Origin of the sequence: Pantoea sp. Ft-CA_14 (assembly GCF_024520875.1) — a bacterium.
Classification (GTDB): Bacteria; Pseudomonadota; Gammaproteobacteria; order Enterobacterales; family Enterobacteriaceae; genus Pantoea; species Pantoea agglomerans.
In genome coordinates this window covers 138,221-158,606 of the sequence record NZ_JALNPM010000001.1, presented here as the reverse complement: position 1 = coordinate 158,606, position 20,386 = coordinate 138,221, and the positions used below count along the sequence as shown (strand labels likewise).

21 protein-coding genes are annotated in these 20,386 nt (G+C 52.4%); 15 read left to right on the top strand and 6 right to left on the bottom strand.

The genetic code is table 11. From position 1 onward, the window contains the following. Positions 1 to 52: 52 nt before the first annotated feature. The 11 genes from NR195_RS00735 to NR195_RS00685 all read left to right on the top strand — a co-directional run bounded on the left by NR195_RS00735 (position 53) and on the right by NR195_RS00685 (position 11,070). Positions 53 to 1,345, top strand: a complete 1,293-nt coding sequence (locus tag NR195_RS00735) for an anaerobic sulfatase maturase (RefSeq protein WP_256843888.1) — start codon at positions 53 to 55, stop codon at positions 1,343 to 1,345. Further along, on the top strand, positions 1,345 to 2,343 hold the full coding sequence (locus NR195_RS00730; protein ID WP_256843887.1) for a MoxR family ATPase: 999 nt from the start codon (positions 1,345 to 1,347) through the stop codon (positions 2,341 to 2,343). Before NR195_RS00735 ends, NR195_RS00730 begins: the two co-directional genes overlap by 1 nt. Continuing rightward, the gene (locus tag NR195_RS00725; RefSeq protein WP_256843886.1) at positions 2,343 to 3,269 is read left to right on the top strand and encodes a DUF58 domain-containing protein; all 927 of its coding nucleotides are present in this window, start codon (positions 2,343 to 2,345) and stop codon (positions 3,267 to 3,269) included. The genes NR195_RS00730 and NR195_RS00725 overlap by 1 nt, the downstream gene beginning before the upstream one ends. Further along, on the top strand, positions 3,250 to 3,687 hold the full coding sequence (locus NR195_RS00720; protein WP_256843885.1) for a DUF4381 family protein: 438 nt from the start codon (positions 3,250 to 3,252) through the stop codon (positions 3,685 to 3,687). The genes NR195_RS00725 and NR195_RS00720 overlap by 20 nt, the downstream gene beginning before the upstream one ends. Then, positions 3,680 to 4,657: a VWA domain-containing protein gene (locus NR195_RS00715; RefSeq protein ID WP_256843884.1), complete on the top strand. Its 978-nt coding sequence runs from the start codon at positions 3,680 to 3,682 to the stop codon at positions 4,655 to 4,657. The genes NR195_RS00720 and NR195_RS00715 overlap by 8 nt, the downstream gene beginning before the upstream one ends. Further along, positions 4,654 to 6,180, top strand: a complete 1,527-nt coding sequence (locus NR195_RS00710; protein WP_256843883.1) for a VWA domain-containing protein — start codon at positions 4,654 to 4,656, stop codon at positions 6,178 to 6,180. Before NR195_RS00715 ends, NR195_RS00710 begins: the two co-directional genes overlap by 4 nt. Beyond that, the gene (locus NR195_RS00705) at positions 6,177 to 7,193 is read left to right on the top strand and encodes an oxygen tolerance domain protein (protein ID WP_256843882.1); all 1,017 of its coding nucleotides are present in this window, start codon (positions 6,177 to 6,179) and stop codon (positions 7,191 to 7,193) included. Before NR195_RS00710 ends, NR195_RS00705 begins: the two co-directional genes overlap by 4 nt. Continuing rightward, positions 7,193 to 8,206 carry an HAD family phosphatase gene (locus NR195_RS00700; RefSeq protein ID WP_256844102.1) on the top strand — a complete coding sequence of 338 codons (1,014 nt, stop codon included), beginning with the start codon at positions 7,193 to 7,195 and terminating at the stop codon, positions 8,204 to 8,206. Before NR195_RS00705 ends, NR195_RS00700 begins: the two co-directional genes overlap by 1 nt. Before the next feature lie 48 nt (positions 8,207 to 8,254). Then, positions 8,255 to 8,539, top strand: a complete 285-nt coding sequence (locus tag NR195_RS00695; protein ID WP_256843881.1) for a YicS family protein — start codon at positions 8,255 to 8,257, stop codon at positions 8,537 to 8,539. A gap of 61 nt (positions 8,540 to 8,600) precedes the next feature. Next, on the top strand, positions 8,601 to 9,398 hold the full coding sequence (locus NR195_RS00690; RefSeq protein WP_256843880.1) for a hypothetical protein: 798 nt from the start codon (positions 8,601 to 8,603) through the stop codon (positions 9,396 to 9,398). 64 nt (positions 9,399 to 9,462) lie between these two features. After that, positions 9,463 to 11,070 (top strand): mechanosensitive ion channel family protein, encoded by a 1,608-nt coding sequence (locus NR195_RS00685; protein ID WP_143990797.1) that lies wholly within the window; start codon positions 9,463 to 9,465, stop codon positions 11,068 to 11,070. Between the two features lie 31 nt (positions 11,071 to 11,101). Here the strand turns inward: NR195_RS00685 and NR195_RS00680 are convergent, their stop codons facing one another. From NR195_RS00680 to NR195_RS00670, 3 genes are all read right to left on the bottom strand, one after another. Next, positions 11,102 to 12,184 (bottom strand): membrane-associated sensor domain-containing protein, encoded by a 1,083-nt coding sequence (locus NR195_RS00680; RefSeq protein ID WP_372340735.1) that lies wholly within the window; start codon positions 12,182 to 12,184, stop codon positions 11,102 to 11,104. 418 nt (positions 12,185 to 12,602) lie between these two features. Next, entirely contained in the window at positions 12,603 to 13,205 is a 603-nt protein-coding gene (locus NR195_RS00675) for a glutathione S-transferase (protein WP_256843879.1), read from the bottom strand. Between the two features lie 4 nt (positions 13,206 to 13,209). After that, entirely contained in the window at positions 13,210 to 14,061 is an 852-nt protein-coding gene (locus tag NR195_RS00670) for an alpha/beta fold hydrolase (protein WP_256843878.1), read from the bottom strand. Positions 14,062 to 14,162: 101 nt separating this feature from the next. Here NR195_RS00670 and NR195_RS00665 point away from each other — a divergent pair, with 101 nt between their 5' ends. After that, positions 14,163 to 15,026 carry a LysR family transcriptional regulator gene (locus NR195_RS00665; RefSeq protein ID WP_256843877.1) on the top strand — a complete coding sequence of 288 codons (864 nt, stop codon included), beginning with the start codon at positions 14,163 to 14,165 and terminating at the stop codon, positions 15,024 to 15,026. A 179-nt stretch (positions 15,027 to 15,205) separates the two neighbouring features. On the opposite strand, the gene NR195_RS00660 is transcribed toward NR195_RS00665, so the two are convergent. Next, the gene (locus NR195_RS00660) at positions 15,206 to 15,994 is read right to left on the bottom strand and encodes a helix-turn-helix domain-containing protein (protein ID WP_256843876.1); all 789 of its coding nucleotides are present in this window, start codon (positions 15,992 to 15,994) and stop codon (positions 15,206 to 15,208) included. 115 nt (positions 15,995 to 16,109) lie between these two features. On the opposite strand from NR195_RS00660, the gene NR195_RS00655 reads away from it, so the two are divergent. Both NR195_RS00655 and NR195_RS00650 read left to right on the top strand, forming a co-directional pair. Beyond that, the gene (locus NR195_RS00655; RefSeq protein ID WP_256843875.1) at positions 16,110 to 17,066 is read left to right on the top strand and encodes a DMT family transporter; all 957 of its coding nucleotides are present in this window, start codon (positions 16,110 to 16,112) and stop codon (positions 17,064 to 17,066) included. 64 nt (positions 17,067 to 17,130) lie between these two features. Next, a complete protein-coding gene (locus NR195_RS00650) occupies positions 17,131 to 17,373 on the top strand; it encodes a hypothetical protein (RefSeq protein ID WP_256843874.1) in 243 nt (80 codons plus the stop codon). 194 nt (positions 17,374 to 17,567) lie between these two features. On the opposite strand, the gene NR195_RS00645 is transcribed toward NR195_RS00650, so the two are convergent. Beyond that, positions 17,568 to 18,179, bottom strand: a complete 612-nt coding sequence (locus NR195_RS00645; RefSeq protein ID WP_256843873.1) for a TetR/AcrR family transcriptional regulator — start codon at positions 18,177 to 18,179, stop codon at positions 17,568 to 17,570. A 52-nt stretch (positions 18,180 to 18,231) separates the two neighbouring features. On the opposite strand from NR195_RS00645, the gene NR195_RS00640 reads away from it, so the two are divergent. Then, positions 18,232 to 19,071, top strand: a complete 840-nt coding sequence (locus NR195_RS00640) for an N-acyl homoserine lactonase family protein (RefSeq protein WP_033773437.1) — start codon at positions 18,232 to 18,234, stop codon at positions 19,069 to 19,071. 120 nt (positions 19,072 to 19,191) lie between these two features. On the opposite strand, the gene NR195_RS00635 is transcribed toward NR195_RS00640, so the two are convergent. Then, a complete protein-coding gene (locus tag NR195_RS00635) occupies positions 19,192 to 20,187 on the bottom strand; it encodes a serine hydrolase (RefSeq protein ID WP_256843872.1) in 996 nt (331 codons plus the stop codon). Positions 20,188 to 20,386 lie beyond the last annotated feature (199 nt).

Sequence of the window (20,386 nt, the reverse complement as noted above, 5' to 3'; positions counted from 1 at the left end):
CTCTGACCACACTACCGGGTGAAATAGTTCACCCGGTACTCAGGAGGCGTTCATGAAATACAGCACTACGTTGCCGGTTAAACCTCTTCCTACGGCGGAAAAATTCAGTGGCAAAGGACCGGCCTACACGCGCCGTTTTCATGTGATGGCGAAACCCACCGGATCGCGTTGCAATATCGACTGCAACTACTGTTTTTATCTGCACAAAGAACAGCTTCTGGAACAGGACCGACATAGTGGGATGAGCGATGAGGTGCTGGAAACCTTCATCCGGCAGTACATAGACAGCCAGGATGGCGAGCAGGTGGTGTTCTCCTGGCAGGGCGGCGAACCCACGCTAATGGGGCTGGAGTACTTTGAAAAAATAGTAGTGCTGCAAAAGAAATATCAGAAGCCAGGCCAGCGCATAGAAAACGATCTGCAGACCAACGGCATTCTGATAAATGACCACTGGGCACGCTTTTTACGCCAGCACAATTTTCTGGTCGGCATTTCGATTGATGGGCCGGCTGAGCTGCACGATCGCTATCGCGTGACGCGCAGCGGTAAACCCACGTTTGAGAAAGTGATGGCAGGGGTTGCGGCGCTGAAGCGCCACCAAGTTCCCTTCAACGCCTTAGTTACCGTCAACCGAACCAATGCGCGCTTCCCGCTGGAGGTCTATCACTTTCTGACGCGCGAGCTGGGTGCCACCTATATCCAGTTCAATCCTTGCGTTGAGCCGGTGGATTTTAAGCAAACCGCTCCGCAGTTCTGGCGGGATGACACGATACCGGTTACCGGGACCCGCCGCGCCAGACCCGGCGATCTCGACTCGATTGTCACCGACTGGTCAGTGGATCCCGATGACTGGGGCCGCTTTCTGATTGCGGTGTTTGAAGAGTGGGTAAACAACGATTTAGGCCGCGTTCAGGTCAACCTGTTTGAAACTGCGGTGGCACAGACCATGGGCATGCCGGCGCAGATTTGTATCACTTCAGAGTTCTGCGGCAAAGGGCTGGCGATTGAAAAGAACGGCGACATCTTCTCCTGCGACCACTACGTCTATCCCGAATACAAATTAGGTAATGTGCAAAGTACCAGGCTGGCGCACATGGCCTTTTCTGAAAGACAAAAAGCCTTTGGTTTAGGTAAGCGCGATACGCTGCCCGCTGCCTGCAAACGCTGTCCCTATCTGAAGCTCTGTTACGGCGAATGCCCGAAAAACCGCATCGTCAGGAGCGAGGAGGGTGAACTGGGGATGAATTATCTCTGTCCCGGTATCAAGGCCTTCTTTAGCTATGCGCAACCGATTCTGGTTGGCATCGGGACACTGCTCAAACGTCAGACGGTGGAACCTGCATAATGAATAATCGTGAAAAGCTGCTGGCGCTGGAAGCCAGTATGAACAAACAGGTGATCGGACAGCAGGAGCTGGTGCGGATGCTAATCGTCGCCTTGTTGTGTGACGGTCATGTGCTGCTGGAAGGCTTACCGGGTCTGGCGAAAACGCGCGCGGTGCGTGAGCTGGCTCGCCATATCGAAGGGGAATTTCGTCGTATTCAGTTCACGCCTGACCTGCTGCCGTCAGACATTACCGGCAGCGAAATCTATCAGCAAAATGCCACGCGAGAAGAAGATCAGTTCCGGTTCCGTCCCGGCCCGGTGTTCGGCAACATTATCCTTGCCGATGAGATCAACCGCGCCTCAGCCCGCGTGCAGTCAGCGCTGCTGGAGGCCATGGAAGAGCGTCACGTGACCGTCGCGGGCAAAACCTGGCCGCTGCCGGGCGTATTTATGGTCCTGGCGACACAGAACCCGGTGGATCAGGAAGGCACCTGGCCCTTACCTGAAGCCCAGCTTGATCGCTTTCTGATGAAGGTGATTGTCGATTATCCGTCGAAAGAGAATGAGCTGCAGGTGATGAAACTGGTGCGCGCCGAGCAGCAAGCCAGATATCAGGCTGCACGGCATGAAAATCCGCCACCAGCTACGGACCCTTTACTGATTGGGCAACAGGATATCGCCGACTGCTGGCGTGAAATTGCCACGGTTTATGTCGCGCCAACCGTAGAGCAGTACATCGTTAATCTGGTGGAGATGACGCGTCATCCTGATCAGGTCAGCGAAGCTTTTGCGAGTTACATCAGCCTGGGCATCAGCCCGCGCGGTACGCTGGCACTGGACCGCTGTGGCCGCGCCTGCGCGTGGCTGGATGGACGTGATGCGGTGTTGCCTGAAGATATTCAACGCATCGCACCGGCGGTGCTGCGCCATCGCCTGCTGCTGAGCTATCAGGCAAATGCCGATAACTGCACGCCCGATCAGGCGATTGCCATGCTTCTTAACGCAGTGGTGGCGTGATGCCGCAGCCGCTGACGCTTGAAATGGCTGACCTGATGTCGCTGGCAGTTGATGCACAGCGACTGGATAATCCGCCGGGGCAAATCCCACCCGGCGCGTTAAGCGGTGAGCGCGTGTCCCGCCAGCAGGGACGTGGCCTGAACTTCGATAGCTTACGCCGCTATCAGCCCGGTGATGACGTCAGGCTGATCGACTGGAAAGCCACTGCGCGTCTGCGCACACCGTGGATCCGCCTCTACAATGAGGAACGCGAACGCCCGGTGTTTATCCTTGTGGATCAGCGACTGGACATGTACTTCGGCACCCGCCAGCAGATGAAATCGGTGGCCGCTGGAAAGATTGCCGGATTGCTGGCATGGCGAAGCTGGCATGACGGTGATCGGCTGGGCTGCGCGATATTGGGCGATGATGAACTGGCCCTGCATCCCTGTCGTGCACCAAAACGAAACCTGATGCCTGTTCTCACCGATATTCAGCGCGTGAACGCCATGCTTCCCGACCACTACGCGCAAAATCGCCGGCAAGCCGTCTCTTTATCAGAGGCGTTGCAGCGTATCGTCCCCCTGCTGCCATCGGGCAGTTGGCTGGGGATCATCAGTGACTTTCACGATCTGGATGCGCGCTGCGATGCAGTGCTGGCCTACCTGCGTCACCGCTGCGAGATTACCGCTTATGTCACGCTGGATGATCTTCATCGCCGCCTGCCGCCACGCGGCCAACTTGCGGCTTATTACCATGACCTGAGCACCGCACTCAATCTCACCTCACACCTCAGCGATCGCATCCAGCAAAGCGTTACCGAACGTCTGTCGCAGCAGCAGCGCCGGTTACAGCGTATGGGGATCACGGTGAAAACTGTCGTGACCGGTGAGGAAATTCTGCCTCAGCTAAAGCAGGAGGATGCACATGCTGGCAAAAGGATTTAGCACGCCGGAACTGGCACATCCTGCTTTGCCAGACGCCGCCTCGTGGTTCCCGCTCCCGCCAGGCTGGACGGTGCTCGGCGTGATGCTGTTATTGGGGCTTTTCATTGTCCTGCTGATATTGCTCGCGCGCTTTCGTCGTAATCGCTGGCGGCGTGAAGCGCGAAAACAACTCGCCCAGCAGCAGGTGGATGGCTGGATTACATGGGTTAAGCGGGTACTACTGGTGCAACACCCTCGCGCCCAGGTCAGCCAGTGGCAAACGCCGGAACAGCTTCTGGCACAGACGCCGCTGGACGAAGAACTGCGCGCGCTGATGTGTCGTCGCTACTGTCAGCCGGATAATCAACTGGAAGGCGTTATCAATCAGCGTATCGCACAGCAATTACGCCACTGGCTGGAGACGCTGCCTCATGTCTGAGTTTTTATCGCAGATCGATTTTGCCTGGCCATGGATGGGCGTGCTGCTGTTTTTGCCGCTGATTACGCACTATCTGCTCCCGGCAAAACAGCCAGTGAGTGAACAGGTGAGGGTGCCTTTTTTACCTAAACTGGCTGAAGCCCTGCAACTCTCTGCGCCAGCACCGCAGGCCAGCTGGCGCCATCGGCTACTGTTCTGGACGGTATGGATCTTAATGGTTACTGCGCTGGCCCGCCCTGAATATCTGATGCCACCGAAAACGGTGATAAAACCCATGCGCAACATCGTACTGATTCTGGACGTTTCCGGCTCAATGGAGACAAGCGACGGGCAGAATGGTCAGACGCGCTTACAGGCGGTACAGCAAACAGTGCATACCTTTATCAATCAGCGCAAAAATGATCGCATCGGTCTGGTGATTTTTGCCAGCCAGGCGTGGCCTTTTGCGCCGATCAGCGAAGATAAACAGGCGCTGCAGGCGCGCATCAGCCAGCTCGCGCCGGGCATGATTGGCCAGCAGACTGCGGTGGGGGATGCGCTGGGCGTGGCAGTGAAGTTGCTGGATCACAGCCTTGAAGCCGATGCGTCCAAAATGGCGATTCTGCTGACCGATGGCAATGACACTGCCTCTCAGCTGCAACCCACGCTCGCCGCACAACTCGCTGCCGCGCATCACGTTATGGTGCACACCATCGCCTTTGGCGATGTTAACAGCAGCGGCGAGGACAAAGTGGATACCGCGCTGCTGGATAACATTGCCAGTATCACCGGCGGTAACGCCTGGCGCGCCGCCACTAACCGTGATGCGCTGGCCCAGGTGTGGCAGCAAATTGATGCCCAGACTCCGGAACAGGTGAAAACATTGGGTTTATCCTGGCATCGTCCGCTGTTCGTCTGGCCGCTAGCGGTAGCGCTACTGATTTTACTGCTGTTCGCCATCGGCAGCACAATGATGAGGCGACGCGCATGAGCGATTTCCACTTCCTCTATCCCTGGCGATTACTGGGTTTGCTGCTCTTTCCGGTGCTCTATTTTCTGGCTCAGCGTTCGGGCAGTGCCTGGCATCGTGTTATGGAAAAGCCTTTTGCGTCGGCATTGATTAAAGGTCAGCACGTACGGGCTCGACAGGTATTACCGTGGCTCTTTGGCCTGGGGGTATTGGCTTTAGCGGGTCCGAGCTGGCAACGCGATTTGCCCGCCGCCTTCACGCCTGAAAATAATGTGATGGTGATCATGCAGCAGGATCTCAGCATGCTGGCGCAGGATGTGCCGCCTGACCGTCATCAGCGCATGCAACAGAAAATCGCCGCGCTGATGGCGCAAATGCCCGGCAGTCACTTTGGTCTGGTGGTTTACAGCGCGAATGCCTGGCTTACCACGCCGCTGACCAGTGATGCCGATTTTTATAATCTGTTCCTGACGGCTCAGCAGCCGACGCTGGTGCCGCAGGAAGCGGGTTCCGGACTGCGTCAGGCCATCGCTCTGGCGCTTAAAAATTTGCCCTCAGCGCCTGAAGCACCACGCGCGCTAATTCTGGTCGCGGATAATGTGGCACAGCAGGACGCTGAATGGCTGCGGCAGCAAAATCTGCCTCTGCAGATCTGGGTAGCAGGCACGGCGAACGGCGGCAGATTGCCGGAAGCGCAGGCATCGCAGGGCATCGATACGCGACTCAATGTCGCACGCTTCGAGCAAATCCGTGATGGCGGGATTCCGGTCACGCTGGTCTCTGCAGAAGATGATGATCTGCGTGCGGTCAGCGGCCACATTCAGCAGAGCGTGACGGCGCAGCAGAACAGCCGACAGGATTTGCAGTGGAAGAACAGTGGCTATCTGCTGGTTATTCCTATGCTGCTGCTTTTACTGCTCTGGCGACAGCAACTGCTCTGCCTGGCTGTCGTGATGCTGCCCTTACTGCTTTGGTCTCCCGGCAGTTCAGCAGCACTGCTGGATGCCTGGGTAAGGCCCGATGTGCAAGGGCAGCTTGCCTTTAATCACGGTAATTATGAAGCTGCTGCGCAGCGCTTTCAGGATCCGTTGCGACGGGGGATTGCCTTCTACTACGCCGGGGATTTCGTTTCGGCGCTGGGTGCTTTTCGTCAGGTTCCCGCTACTCCGGAAAGTCTGTTGTGGATTGGCAACTGCTACGCACAGCAGAAATCCTGGCAGCAGGCGCTGAACAACTACGATCAGGCGCTGAGTTTACGTCCCGAATGGGCTATGGCTCAGGAAAATCGGGCAAAAATTGCGCACATCATCATGCAGCTGCGACAAAAAGAACGCGACCGTCAGGCCGATCAGCATGAGCAAAAAGATGAAGATCCTGATGCCATTAAACACGATCTCAAACCCGAACAGGGCGTGAATCAGCTGGATATGAAACCCATCGCAGGCGCTGCGCCCTCGGCTGAACAGTGGTACAGCAATCTCACGCTTTCGCCTGGCGGTTTGCTGGAAAATCTCTACCGCTCAGCGCCGGCGGAGGCACCATGAAGCGACTTCTCCTTTGTCTGCTGTTGCTAATTAACCTGCCGGTTCGGGCTGAAATGGCCATGACGCGTGAGCTGGTTGCACCCGAACAACTGGTGCCAGGCCAGCCCGTAACGATTGCGGTGACCTTCTGGACGGATAGCTGGTTCAATCCACCGCCACAGTGGCCGGATATGGTGATTGAAAACGGTAATTTACTTAATACGCCGCTGCCCAACCAGCTGGTAACGCGTAATAGCGACGGAGTCAGCTGGAGCGGTATCCGCATGGAGCGTCAGGTGATGGCGTGGGATCAGGGCAAGCTGCGTTTTCCCGCTGCGGATGTGGTGATGCGTTCTGCGAATCAGCCACCGAAAACGGTATCGCTGCCGCTTCTGGAGAAACCGGTCAGCTGGCCCGCGGATGTGCGTCAGCCTGACCGCTTCTTGCCCGCCAGCAGTCTTGAACTTTCGCAACAATGGAAACTTTATCGCGCTACTGAGGATAAGCAGCTCCATGTCGGTGACGTCATTGAGCGCGTCGTGACATTGCGCGCGACCGATGTGATTGCTGTACAAATCCCGCAACTGCTTTACGCCATTCCCGGTTCCGGTGCGCAACGTTTGCCGCCGGTAAACAGCAACCTGACGCAGGGACGCGATGAAATCATCGGCGCACAGCGAGAAGAGCGGTTGCGATATCTGCCCTCTCAGCCTGGTGAACTGGTGATACCACCGTTGCGTTTACGCTGGTGGGATACACGTCAGCATCAGTGGCAACTGGCCGAATTACCCGGAACGCATTACGCCATTGCCGCTGCGCGTCCGGCGGGCAGTGAACAAACGTTGAAAGCCCACGCCCCGGTCAACTGGACGTCGTTGTTGATGGGCCCGGCCATCCTGCTGACGTTGCTGCTGTTGAGCTTCTTTTTTCGACACGCCCTTAAAAAAAGCCTGCAAAGAGTAGTGCAGCGCACACGGGAATACTGGCGGATCGTTCCGCTACCTGACCTCATTCCGACCAAAAGGAAAAGATGATGAAATTAAATCCTCTGCTGGCACTGCTGCTAACGGCGTATCTCGGTTCGGCTGTTGCGGCAGACGATCCGCTCAGTGCCTGGAATGACGGTCACGCAAAACAGGCGATTAAGACATGGGTGAATGGCGCTACGACAGCCAATAGCAAAGCGTTCATTCCTGTGAGTCAGCGTTATGTGGTGTTTGATAATGACGGCACATTGTGGCCGGAAGCCCCGCTGACCTTTCAGCTGCAGTGCGTGATTGATGAAATCAAACGCCTCGCTCCGCAACACCCGGAATGGAATAGCGATGCGTTAGTGCAGGCAGTAATTAACAACGATAAGAACGCGGTGATGCAGTCGGGCAAAAAGGGATTGATGCAGTTGATGACTCTCACGCACAGCGGCATGACGACGGAAGAATTCAGTCAGCGCGTCAGCAACTGGGTTGGTACTCATCGACATGCGCGTTTCGGCTGCCGTTATGACCAGCTTGGCTATCAGCCGATGCGTCAGCTCCTGGATTATCTGCGGGATAACGGTTTCAAAACCTGGATTGTATCCGGCGGCGGCATCGATTTTATGCGCGTACTGGCAGAAAAAATGTATGGCATCCCACCCGAGCAGGTAGTCGGCTCCTTTTCGCTGAGTGAATTCTCACTGACAGATAATGGCACGCAATTGCGTAAAACCATGAACGGGGCCTTCTACGATGACGAAGCAATGAAGCCGGTCGCCATTCATCTGTTTATGGGGCGGCGTCCGGTCGGTGCTTTCGGCAACAGCGACGGCGACGTGCCGATGCTTCAGTACACCTCCGCCAATCCGACCTATAAAACCTTTGGTTTACTGGTTCACCACACCGATGCGGTGCGTGAATATGCCTACGACACGCATCCGCCCGCCAGCGGAAAGCTTATTAGCGGTCTCAGACTGGCACCCCAAAAGGGTTGGGTGATTGTTGATATGAAAAAAGAGTGGAAAACGGTTTTTGACCCTGCGCAATGTGCCGCGGTTGCAGGCGATAAGTAAGGGATTTATCCGTGTGTGAAAAAGGCCAGAATGGGCCGGGAGATAAGAATGAAATACCTGATACCGATCGTATTAATGTTGCTGTCACAAACGCCAGCACTGGCTAACTCCGCCTACGAAAATCTGGCCTTCGCGCTGAGACAGCAGAAGATTACCGATGACCTGCGACAAAAGTGTCAGATACCGGCGTCTGTATCTGATGAACAGTTACGGACCCGCTTCCTTAATAGTACGCATGATAACTCTGCCGTGCTGTCAGCCGTAAAAGCGATGAGCGAAAATAATCAGCAGCGTTATCAGATCTCCCTGCACCAGGTTAACTGTCCTGAATGACGAAATAGCCTGGGGCGCCACGCTTCCGGGAAACCAAATCAACGTGAGCCGGAGTGTGACTATGTCAGATCATTTTGGTAAAGCATGGGTTCTCGGAGTGCTGGCACTAAGCCAGGGAGCCGTTAGCGCAGAAATTAACGATCATCGTGACAAGCTGGATGATGACCCGACAAAGGTGACAACCAAGGCTGGGGTTTCATGGTCAGATACTTACGACATGGACGACAGCAATCTCTCATTTTCTGGCTCGATCGCACTGGATAAAGCGAAGAAACTGAATGCGCGCGTTAACAGCGACGCCAGTGAATGGCGCATTGGCGGTTCATGGCTGTTTCCGGTGGGGATTATCAACTTTAACTTTGGCAAAAACGAGTACACCAACGGTGCAACCCAGACTAACTATTCCGTCGGTACCTTTATCCCCCTTAGCATTTATGGCTTCACGCCTGCGGGTTTCCAGATATTCCCGATGGCCGGCTATACCTACAACACCGGGGAGATAACGGGCTGCAGCACCGGTAATCCGGCTGACTGCAAAGCGCCTCAGTTCACCGATGCTATCCCCTCAGAGTATGGCTTCAGCACTATCACCACCTCCGGCAGCAGCGGCTATCTGGGCGCATTTACGCTGCGGCCATTGACTTCGAAACTGACCATGATTGGATTTGCGGCAGGCTCTTACGGTTCCAGAAATGAGGAAGGTGACCATTACCAGGGCTATTTTGGTGGATTGGGAGCTGGTTACCATTTTGATCAACACAGTTCAGTAAACCTGCTGACGTTCATTATGGATAACAATACCTATCTGGACGATCCCGACACACGCTTTCTGGTCTCTTATACCTGGCAGTTTGAATAGCGGATATAAAGAGTAGCCGCCGGTCTGAAACTCAGCCCGGTAATAACGTTGATCAGGAGGCGGAATGTTTAAAACACTTCTGTGTTTAGCCTGTTGCATGATGCTTTTCACCGTACAGTGTGCAACAGGTGCGGAGCCACGTCAGGCACCCTCTCCGCAGGAGCGCGCTCGTACCCTGTATCTGCTTAATCAGCCTGTTGTTATGCTACAGGCAACATTTGGCCTCACCACGCCCGAAGAGCGGGTACAGCGTATCGTGACGCTATTGCGATCGCTCAATGATCATGACCTGGCACAGCCGGTAGACACGCATAACGTGATGCGTTACCGACAGCCAGCTGTGCTTTTCTCTGTTAACGGCAAACCCTTTATGCTACTGGCGCAGGGCGATCTGGATGAGGGCGATGACCTGTCACTTGCCCAGGCGGCGGAACGCATCCGGCTGCGGCTGGATACCCTCCGTCTTTCACTGGGTGAACAGTATTCTTCCCGTTATCTTCTGCTTTCTTCGGTGAAAAGTGTGGCGGGTGTGATGCTGCTGGCTTTGTTCATTCTGTTTGCCTTCCGCTCCCATGACTGGCTGAAGCGGCGTTATGCTGCACGACGCCTGCAGCGAAAAAGCCTTATCCCTGATGCACTGCGCGCCTTCCTCGGTCCGGTTGAGGTACGGCTCTATGCGCTGGTGCTAACCGCCGCCGTACTCGTAGCATTTTACCTCTGGGTGAGTTGGGTATTACGGCTGTTTCCATGGACACGGATCTGGGGCATGGAGCTGGGTGGATATGCGACAGGCCTGCTGCAGCGTCTGGGGCTGGCGATATTTTCCGCGCTGCCAGGCCTGCTGATTGTCGTCGTTATCTTCCTCATTACAGCACTGGTGACGCGATTAATCAGACTGGTGCTAAGGCGGGTTGAGACTGGACAGTTACGCCTGCCGGGCCTGCATCCGGATACGGTGGGGGTGACGCGTAAACTGATCAGCGTCGCCATCTGGCTATTCGCGCTGTCAGCGGCATATCCCTTTCTGCCAGGCGCCAATTCACTCGCCTTCAAAGGGATCAGCGTGTTCTTCGGCCTGATGCTGACGCTGGGCTCAGCTGGCATCATGAACCATGCCATGAGCGGGCTGGTGCTGACCTACTCACGAGCACTGCGCAAAGGAGAAGTGATCAGGATTGCCGATCATGAGGGCGTGGTAAGTGAAGTGGGCATGCTGGCCACCAAAATTCTGACCCGAGAAAATTATGAAGTCACGGTTCCTAATGCGGTGGTCGTCAGTGGCAGGATCGTGAATTTAAGCGCCATGCTTAAAGGCGAAGGCATCAATATGACGACCAGCGTCACGATTGGTTATGACACGCCCTGGCGGCAGGTTGAGGCGATGCTGGAGCTGGCTGCCAGCCGCACATCGGGCATTAACCACGACATCGCGCCGCTGGTGCGCCAGCTTGCGCTTCAGGACTGGTACGTGGTTTATGAGCTACAGGTCCGGCTCCGACCGGGAGAGTCGCTGGCCGGAGTAAGGAGCGTTCTCCACGGCCATATACAGGATGTATTCAATCAATTCGGTGTACAAATCATGTCGCCAAACTTCATCAGCCAGCCCGAACAGCCTGTTATTGTGACCAGGCCGAACTGGTTTGCCCCTCCGGCTGAAGAAAAACAGGAGTGATATCCCAGTGATTAGCGCTGAGAGAGCGGATTTATTTCTCCCACCGGTTGCGTCCCTGCTGTTTTGCGCGGTAAAGCGCCTCATCCGCGCGGGCAATCACACCTTCTGCTTTATCATGCATACCTGAAAGCGCAATGCCCATGCTGACAGTGACCGACTCGCTAACTGCTGATGCTGCATGTGGCAGTGCCGTTTCACGCAGGGTTACCTGAATACGTTCAGCAACCTGCGCAGCTTCATGCAGAGAGGCCGAGGGCAGCACAACCACAAACTCTTCGCCACCGTAACGGGCCACCAGATCCGCGGGTGTCCGGACTGATGATTTCAAAATATCGGCCACTTTCGCCAGGCATGTATCTCCTTCCTGATGGCCGTAGTGATCGTTGTAGCGTTTGAAATAGTCCACATCAAGCATGATCAGCGCAAACGGCAGTGCCTGGCGAGAAGCGTCAGCAAGAAACTTCTCCATCAGACGCCGGTTAGCGGTCCCGGTCAGCGCATCCTGATGCGCCAGCACATCGAGCCGGGCGATAAGAATCCGGTTCTCCTGATAACGCAACCAGGCTTCATCAAACCAGCGCTGCAGGATAACGCGACCATAAATAAGAATAGCGGTGAGCGGAAGCCAGACCAGTAAAAACCGGATATTCACCCCCTGGTTAAGCTGCACGCTGGCCAGCAGGGCAGTGAGCCATAAGGGTGTGATAAAGAGAATTAAGGTGGGAGGATGATAATAAAGCGCAGCCAGCGCGGTGAGCATAAGGATGACACTGAGAGGCCAGGCAAAAGGCAGCTGCCACCAGACAATAAAGCAGTAGCTACAATAGCTCCACATCACGCCGAGAATCAGCAACAGCGCCGTGCTTAGCGGTATCAAACGCGCTGGCAGGCGGTAAGCAAGAAGGAGTAACAGTAGTGACAGAGCGATAATAGCGCCCGCGGTGAGATCGATTAACGGCAGTATTTCAGTGTGAGCGCCTAGCGACCGGTCAAAGTCACGAATAAGAACATGCCGGAACAGGATGATCAGAGCAAAACTGGCATTTACAAATGCAAACCATGGAAGACTTGCTGATAGCGCCTGTCTGACCATATCCTTTTGATCCTGCCACATTTTTTCTTTATTTAAAGTGCGGCGCCTGTCCGGTTTCTGCACCATCCTGGAAGCCTCATAAACGAAGTATTACCTTCCAGTGTAATAGAGAGATCTATTTCAGGAGGAAATGTCCGGACTGGTGGGGTAAGTATTATTGAGGAATGCAAAATTTTTCCCTAAGCACAAATCAGGCGGACTTTTAACTGGAACTGACGTCCGCTTCTGGCACCAGGCAGAAATGTGCGTATTACCCAGCCAATTATGAGCAAAAGCAGAAGTAAACGTTTTGTGTACTTTATCTGGAATGAAGGGTTGTTAGTCTTTTTATGGATATTCAACTGGCGTCCATATATTCGCTTTTTGCAACGCGCTGATTCTGATGCAGTAGTGTTTCACTTACACAGATACTGCATCAGTGAGGCGCAACACACTCTCTCTAACGTAAAGGCGTTGCCAGAAATTCCGGTCGCTGTTCGGCCAGCAATGTAAAGCCGTTTGCTTCCGGATACAGCGTACGGCTGACGGTATCCGGCAGCATCAATTCTGTAAAACTCCAGGCCACTGCGATGCTGATACCGGCCACGGACAGCATGTCAGGATGACTTTTCCGCAGCCCGTTCTCCAGCGTCTGCCAGGCACCATGCAATTGTTGAGTTACGCGATCCACCCAGGGCTGATGCTGTTTTTCTTCCGGCCTGAGACGCTGTTCGTACACAATCTGCACCGCTTTTTCGCAGGCGGCCAGGGCGAAGCCGGTAAGATGCAGATCCCGGAACTCTTCCACGCCGGACGCTGATGTAGGTGCAGGCGAATGACCGCAATATTTCTCAAGGTAATGAATGATTAGTGTGGAATCGATCAGCACCTGATTATCATCTGTGATAAGCGTTGGCACTTTAACGGCCGGATTAATTTTCGTTAAGGCATCAAAATCGCCGAATACCGAAAGCGGGCGATGCTCGAATTGAATACCCAATACTTTCATGTAAATAGCAACCCGTCTGACATAGGGTGAATCCAGCATTCCGATCAGGATCATGGCTCTACCTCATATTATGTTGATTAACAAAATCAATTACCTGTGCGGCGACTGGCAAGGGGGCATCTTCCATTAAAAAGTGTCCGGCCTGTTCAAAGATATGCAGCGTGGAAGAGACGATGTCGCGCTGCAAACGCCTTGCATACTCAACGGGTTGCCATTCATCTTCGGCGCCCCATAAAATCTGTACTGGCAGCCGGAGTTGCGGCAATTTTTCTGCAAAGTCACTGGTGTAACACTCATTATAGTGCGCAACCTGATGCTGATAAAATGAAGGTTGCGCTACCACACCACAAAGCGGTGCAAGATAATTTTCCAGCCGCTGCTCTGTCATACGATCCTTATTAAAAACAGCCATCTTTAACTGGCGACACATCGCGCGGTAATGCTCAGTGGCGGGGATCAGCGCATAATCCGCATAGTGATCCCGCATATCTTTCCATGTGGGCGAAGGCCAGGAATCGTAGCTCGGAATATCCGCAATCGTAAGCGTCTTCAGAAGGGATGGGTTGTCGAAAGCCAGTCTGAGTGAAATGGCCCCGCCTATATCGTGACCAAAAAGATCTGTTTTTTTGAGCTGCCAGTGTTCAAGCAGTTTCAGCAGAAAACCGACTTGAGCGGCAACCGAGGTATCAGCCGTCAAAGGGCGCTCTGACGCGCCAAACCCAGTCAGGTCATACAGATGAACATGAAAACCCGCATCGACAAATACTGGCACCAGTGACTGCCAGATTACTGAGTGTGCGGGCGTGCCATGAACCAGCACCAGAGGTGTTCCTGAACCATGGACTCCGGTCGCAATGCGACAACCATTTATCAGAACGTCGTCATTCAGTAATGGGTTATTAGCGGGCATCGGCTTTCTCCGTTGTGTTTGTTTCAGTCAGGCTATCCGTTGACTGAATATGACACCAGTGACATTATTTCCCGCTGTAATCCTACTTTTGTCATACAAAAATGAATAAACGACTCTCCGTTGACTCACTCAGAGTGTTCCGGACCGTGCTGCAAACGGGCAATATGAGTAAGGCCGCATTACTCCTCAACCTGAGCCAGTCCGCTGTAAGCTGGAAGCTCAGACGGCTTGAGGATCAACTTCAATGCCAGCTATTAACGCGCATCGCCGGAAAAGCTGTTCCGACAGAAAAGGGCAGCGTTCTGCTGCAACATGCGGAAAAAATACTCACTGAACACGATCATGCCGTAGCCTATTTTTCGCCTTCGGCGCTGCGTGGCAAGCTGCGAATCGGGGTCACTGAACACATCTCAATGACTGAAATATGCGGGGTGATTTCAACCTTCACTCACCACCATCCAGAGGTGGATATACAACTGGTGGTGGAGCAAAGTCATCTCCTGCGTCAGCATTTTTCTGAAGGAAGTCTGGAGATCATTTTACATCAGGATTTCACGGGCACGGCATCGATGGAAGATACGGTATTGTGGAGTGAAAATTTATACTGGTACGCAACGCCTGCCTGGCGACATGACTCGGATAAGAGCCTGAAGCTTATTACCTGGGGACCGGATTGCTATTATCGTAACCTGGCTGAGGAGAAACTTCGGCAGGCAAATATCCCATTTGCTGTGATGCTGGAGTGTCCTTCAGTAGCAGGTATGCTTGCGGCGATAACCACCGGGCTAGGTGTGGGAATACTCAATCAATACAGCCTTGATAAAGCGATTTGTAGCGTGTCTGAACTTGAGAAATTGATGCCTCTGCCTTCGGTTGATTGCCTGCTACGCCTGAACAAATACCGCGTTAACCCAGCAAGCGAAGCCTTCTGCGAGATGCTGACCCGGCTGATGCATAAAGATTGAAAGTGAAGTGGCTGCAATTAGTTGATGAATACAACGCGTTGTAATAAATATCCGCGTCTGGCACTAAGCAGACAAACAACAAGGATGTTGCATCTGGTGTGAGCGCAAATAGAAGCACCCATATCATTACATCACCCGAATCAGGGTCCGTTATTTTCTCACAAGCAACAACGCTGCATTCAAAAGGAGGATCGTGAACATATCGCCTGCCCGGGTGTAATCCCCGTCTGCCTTTGAAACATGGCAATAAACGACGACGCGCTGTTATAGCCGACTTCGAAGGCTACACTTTCCACTTTTCCACCTTTTTCCAGCAGGTGCATGGCTTTTACCACACGCATCCGCTGACGCCACTCGTTCAGCGGCATACCCAGTGCCTCCTGACATTTCCGGTTAAGCGTTCTTATTGTCGTCCCTGATGAAGAAGCCAGTTCTGCCAGCGGCGTATCATCCGCCAGATTTTTTTCGAGTTTTTCCAGAATCCCCTTGAGCAGTGGATCATCAGTGTAGGGCAGAAAATTTTTATAGCGCTGTGCGCTTTTCAACTGGTCACGGAGCACGTCGAGGAGCCGATGATTTTCCTCAGAAAGCGGCGACAGAAGAGGATGCAGCCGGAGATGTTCAAGCAGGGCAATCGTAAGAGGATTTACCTGCAGTGTGCAGGGCACTTCAGGCATGCCCAGGCAGAGTTCAGGCATCAGGTAAAGTGAACAGTGGGTAGCAGAGTAGCGGTTCAGCCCTTCATGTACGACGCCCGGCGGCAGCCAGTTACCATAGTTAGCCGGGGCAGTGAGGTGATCGCCTTCCAGCCTGACTTCCATAACTCCGCTGAAGGAAAAGACAAACTCACCCCAGGGGTGCGAGTGCACGGGATAGGTAGCCCCGGCGGGCATGTCAGCTACCCTGAACCATGCCGGGCCGGGTAGTTCATGTGTGAAGGGGGGAGAAATAAGCTTTTTGTTTAGCATGACTGAACCCGATTGATTCCTGTATTTTCCTGCTGTTTTACACTACAGGATGTCCTTTTCACACTATATGCTCTATCCACGTCACTGCCATACTGAATTTTTTCAGGGGGCAGAGATGACGTTCAGGCGAAAAAATGCGGATCTGCGCGCAAGCGCAATAATGACGGTGCTCTGCATCATATGGGGAGTACAGCAGGTCGCTATCAAAGGCGTGGCAGAAGAAATTTCGCCCGTGTTACAGGTAGCTCTCCGCTCCGGCATTGCCGCTCTGCTTGTGCTGGTCGTAATGACCTGCAAAAAAGAGTCGCTGCGTCAGTCCCGCCCTTATCTGATGGCTGGATGTGTGGTCGGGCTGCTGTTTGCACTGGAGTTCCTGTTTGTTGCTGAGGGGCTCCGCTATACCTCTGCCTCCCATATGGCGGTTTTTCTCTACACTGCGCCTGCCTTTGCCGCTGTCGGTCTGCAGCTTTTTCATCCTGATGAGCGGCTCATGCCTGCACAATGGGGAGGCATCGTTGTCGCGTTCATTGGGATTGCGGTGGCATTCCTGTCCGGGAGCAGCAGCACCGGCGACACAGTGAGAATGCTGACTGGAGATGTGATGGGCCTGCTGGCTGGACTGGCATGGGGAGCTACCACTGTCGTGGTGCGCTGTACTGCGCTGAGCCAGACACCGGCAACACATACACTGTTTTATCAGCTCGCAGGTGCCTGCGTTTTACTCTTTCTGTACGCATTATTCAGCGGACAGCTTCATTTCAGGCCTGGAGTCACCGGAAGCCTGAGCCTGCTTTTCCAGATTTTTATTGTCGGGTTTGCCAGCTACCTGACCTGGTTCAGCCTGATGAAAACCTATCTGGCCTCACAGCTCGGCGTATTGTCGTTTATGACGCCGATTTTCGGTGTCCTTGCGGGAATGCTGTTTCTCGACGAGCAGCCTCAGCCTGGCTTCATCTGGGGCACGCTGCTTATCCTGAGTGGAATCGTTATTGTCAGCGGTTGGCCGTGGTTAATCACTAAGATGGACCGGTCTGCTGCGCGTCGTCGTCGGTCAAAGAAGAGAAATCCTTGAAAGTTCTAATCGTTTTTGCCCACCCGGAATCGCAGTCGTTTAACGGGACTGTAAAGACAATTTTATGGCGTGGATGGCAGATAATACGTCGCAGGAAAACATAGAGGCCTGTCTGGAGCAGTGGGCTACCCGGTTGCGGCACATTGAGCAGAAAGCGTCATTGTTCTTTCATCCGCGGGAAGATTACAGCGACGAGCAACGGCTACGCCCGGGTATCGAGGCAAAGACAGGTTTTCAGTGGAATCCCCCGGCAGGCCAGACACATGACGCTGCTGCCGGTGCGTACACGAATAACCTGAAAAAATAAGGCAAACATGGTCGTTAGCCGCTGGAAAGTATTGAGCAGCTTCAGGCAATTCTGGCACCTGACCGCCAGCCACTGAGGGACTTTCCGCTATGAGTGAGGAGCGGACTTCCATCCGCTCTCAGATCTCAGAAAGTGTGTCTTTGAAAAAAGACAATTAAGACACCCAGGGGGTTGAGCCTTAATAGAACTCGGTTTCATGACATCTGCTTTAAAATTCGGTTGATGTTGGCAGCCAGATATTTCTCATCCACAGGCTGCTGAGTAATCAAAATTCTGAACCAGACAGGTGCAATCAGCGTCTCAAGTATGATTCTGCGTTGTCCCTTATAGCCAGCTTCGCCACGAAGGACTGCCTGTTCAAACATCACCTCGGCCTGCTGAAACCTTTGCTCCCAGACATCCCGAATCGCAGTATCAACCATCTCATCACCTGACGAGCTGGCGCTGATCGCGGCTTGTATCAATTTCCTTCCCTCTGATGAAGAAAGCATACTGGTTATCATCTTTAAAAATTCGTACAAATCAGAATGCAGGCTGCCACTATCTGGAATTGTAATCATGCTTTCAGCGGTAGTTCTGAATACCTCGGCAATTAGTCTTGCTCTGTCAGGCCACCGGCGATAGACCGTCGAAGCATTTACCCCGGCAATTTGCGCCACGTTGCGGTGCGTTAAGGCATTTGCTCCTTCTTCCAGCAGTACTTGTCTGGCAGCCTGCAGCACTGCCTCTCTGACTTTTGCACTACGCCCACCTGTTCTCTCTGTTACTGCGTCGAGTGATTCATTTTCTTTAGTTGTTGCTCTCATCGCGATCAAAGCCTAAGATTTAACGCAACACCTGTTGCTTTAAGAGGATGACATGAAAATACACTGCCTGCAAACCGGAGATGTTCAGATTAAATACCGTCATCAACTCGCACGTTACGAGGCTCGTCCTGCCCGGGTTGTAGATATTCTGATAGACAAAGAGTGGAGTCCTCGTCTCCCGATTGGATGCTGGCTTATTGAACACCCGGAAGGGCTTATCTTAGTGGATACTGGTGAAAGCTCACATGCGAATGATCCTGGCTATCAACCCTGGTGGCACCCATTTATGCAGAGATGTGAGAGAAGGTGGGTCAAACCTGAAGAAGAAGTTAACGCGAGAATTCAGTCCCTGGGATTTAATCCCCGGGATGTGAGATGGGTAATAATGACGCATATGCACGGCGATCATGCTGGAGGGATCGGGCATTTTCCTGGTAGCGAGATAATCCTGAGCAAAAAAGAGGCGCATGACGCCCTTGCATGGAATGGGCCAGTGCAGGGTTTCCTTAACATGCATTACCCCAAATGGCTTAAACCGACCATCACTACCCATGATGACGGTCCGTTTGAAAGCTTTGACAGAAGCATGGCGGTAACGAAAGACGGCGCGGTGAGAATCGTTCCAACCCCGGGACATACTCTTGGGCACCAGTCCGTAGTGGTCGATGCTGGCTCTCACTATATAATGATTGCCGGGGATGCTTCATACCGGGAAAGCTATATGCTGGAAGGCCGCATTGATGGTGTTGCAGTTGATGCAACGTTACATCATGACTCAACGCGCAGAATGCGCGAACTATGTAAACGTAAACCAACAATTACCCAGTTCGCCCACGATTTTGACAGTGCAAAACGCCTGGAAGAGAAAATATTCACTCTTGTCAGCGAATAGTAGATGTCTCATGTGGCTTAGTATCAAAAATGCAAATGTTATATGAGCACGTCCGCTATGAGCGAAAAGCGGACATCCTGCTTATGCCCTTATCATTGTGCCAAATAAGGAAAGGATTTTTTATGTGGTTATTGAAGTCATGCCATTAAACAATCTTACGGCCATTGAACAGACATCATAACCTTCTATGTTTGATAATACTGCCAGAGTATAGGCTGCTTCCTGTGAGCGCACAAAATATGTTTCTCTTCCAAATGTAGAACCCTGATGACAATAAAATTTTCCTGATTTATCCTCGTCCAGTTCAATGCCAAAGCAGTATGAAATATGATCTTCAATCATAATGTTGGTGTCAGTAATCAGGGGGAGTGGGGTAAGCATTTTTCTTATTAACTCCTTTCCTCCGACCAGGCCCGAAGAAAAGTTCAGGCCCCATTTCATTAAATCATTAGCGGATGAGTGCACAAGGCCTGCTCCGGTAACGCCCCATGGGCTGCGAACAGGAAAAAATATATTGTTATCTTTTTCTTGATATCCGCTTACAGATTCCTTCTCCATAGAGACTCCATCAGAAACAAAGGAATCATGCATATCCAGGGGTAAAAATATTTCCCGTTTAACAAAATCCGGATAGCTTAATCCTGAGACCTTTTCAACTATTTGGGCAAGTAAAATATATCCAGTGTTACTATACTCGTACCTGGTTCCGGGATAGAAATTTAAATTTTTCCTTTTGCTAATTCCTTTAATTATATCCTCATTTTTAAATGTTGAATAATAATCAATGCCATTATCTTCAGCGATATCAAAAAGACAAGGAAGTCCAGAGGTGTGATAAATTAAGTTCTCAAGTGTTATATTGTTTTGGGAGAGTTTAACTTCTGGAATGAAATCGAGGAGATAGTCATTTAAATGCAGTAATCCGTATTTCTCCAGGAGAAGAATGCTGAATGCTGTAAACTGCTTTGATACTGAAGCAAGATCGAATATGCTATTTTTATTGATAGCCACACCCGTCAGTATATCTTCAACACCCATTATGAACTCGATAGTTCTGCCATCATCAAATTGCATAAGTGCAATAGCACCGGGCCTGTTAAAAGATGAGTTAGTCATGATAATCCATCAAATCTGTTAATTTTATTAATTATTAATAGGTGCGCAAAAATAGTCAATGCGATTTTTTCAAAGAAATAATTACTCCTTCCTTGTAGTCTTCCTCAGTCGCGCTTGTCATACAAGCGTGGTTAATAGAGAATTAATAATCGCCTAAAGACCATTAAGTGTAAAGTTTTTATAGCTCCAGAACCGCAAA

Coding starts and splice junctions, on each gene's coding strand:
- NR195_RS00715 (WP_256843884.1), top strand. CDS start 3,680: ATGTCTGAGTTTTTATCGCAGATCGATTTTGCCTGGCCATGGATGGGC.
- NR195_RS00720 (WP_256843885.1), top strand. CDS start 3,250: ATGCTGGCAAAAGGATTTAGCACGCCGGAACTGGCACATCCTGCTTTG.
- NR195_RS00645 (WP_256843873.1), bottom strand. CDS start 18,179: ATGAGAGCAACAACTAAAGAAAATGAATCACTCGACGCAGTAACAGAG.
- NR195_RS00670 (WP_256843878.1), bottom strand. CDS start 14,061: ATGCCCGCTAATAACCCATTACTGAATGACGACGTTCTGATAAATGGT.
- NR195_RS00700 (WP_256844102.1), top strand. CDS start 7,193: ATGAAATTAAATCCTCTGCTGGCACTGCTGCTAACGGCGTATCTCGGT.
- NR195_RS00680 (WP_372340735.1), bottom strand. CDS start 12,184: ATGTGGCAGGATCAAAAGGATATGGTCAGACAGGCGCTATCAGCAAGT.
- NR195_RS00655 (WP_256843875.1), top strand. CDS start 16,110: ATGACGTTCAGGCGAAAAAATGCGGATCTGCGCGCAAGCGCAATAATG.
- NR195_RS00660 (WP_256843876.1), bottom strand. CDS start 15,994: ATGCTAAACAAAAAGCTTATTTCTCCCCCCTTCACACATGAACTACCC.
- NR195_RS00640 (WP_033773437.1), top strand. CDS start 18,232: ATGAAAATACACTGCCTGCAAACCGGAGATGTTCAGATTAAATACCGT.
- NR195_RS00675 (WP_256843879.1), bottom strand. CDS start 13,205: ATGATCCTGATCGGAATGCTGGATTCACCCTATGTCAGACGGGTTGCT.
- NR195_RS00690 (WP_256843880.1), top strand. CDS start 8,601: ATGTCAGATCATTTTGGTAAAGCATGGGTTCTCGGAGTGCTGGCACTA.
- NR195_RS00710 (WP_256843883.1), top strand. CDS start 4,654: ATGAGCGATTTCCACTTCCTCTATCCCTGGCGATTACTGGGTTTGCTG.
- NR195_RS00730 (WP_256843887.1), top strand. CDS start 1,345: ATGAATAATCGTGAAAAGCTGCTGGCGCTGGAAGCCAGTATGAACAAA.
- NR195_RS00695 (WP_256843881.1), top strand. CDS start 8,255: ATGAAATACCTGATACCGATCGTATTAATGTTGCTGTCACAAACGCCA.
- NR195_RS00635 (WP_256843872.1), bottom strand. CDS start 20,187: ATGACTAACTCATCTTTTAACAGGCCCGGTGCTATTGCACTTATGCAA.
- NR195_RS00705 (WP_256843882.1), top strand. CDS start 6,177: ATGAAGCGACTTCTCCTTTGTCTGCTGTTGCTAATTAACCTGCCGGTT.
- NR195_RS00665 (WP_256843877.1), top strand. CDS start 14,163: ATGAATAAACGACTCTCCGTTGACTCACTCAGAGTGTTCCGGACCGTG.
- NR195_RS00650 (WP_256843874.1), top strand. CDS start 17,131: ATGGCGTGGATGGCAGATAATACGTCGCAGGAAAACATAGAGGCCTGT.
- NR195_RS00735 (WP_256843888.1), top strand. CDS start 53: ATGAAATACAGCACTACGTTGCCGGTTAAACCTCTTCCTACGGCGGAA.
- NR195_RS00685 (WP_143990797.1), top strand. CDS start 9,463: ATGTTTAAAACACTTCTGTGTTTAGCCTGTTGCATGATGCTTTTCACC.
- NR195_RS00725 (WP_256843886.1), top strand. CDS start 2,343: ATGCCGCAGCCGCTGACGCTTGAAATGGCTGACCTGATGTCGCTGGCA.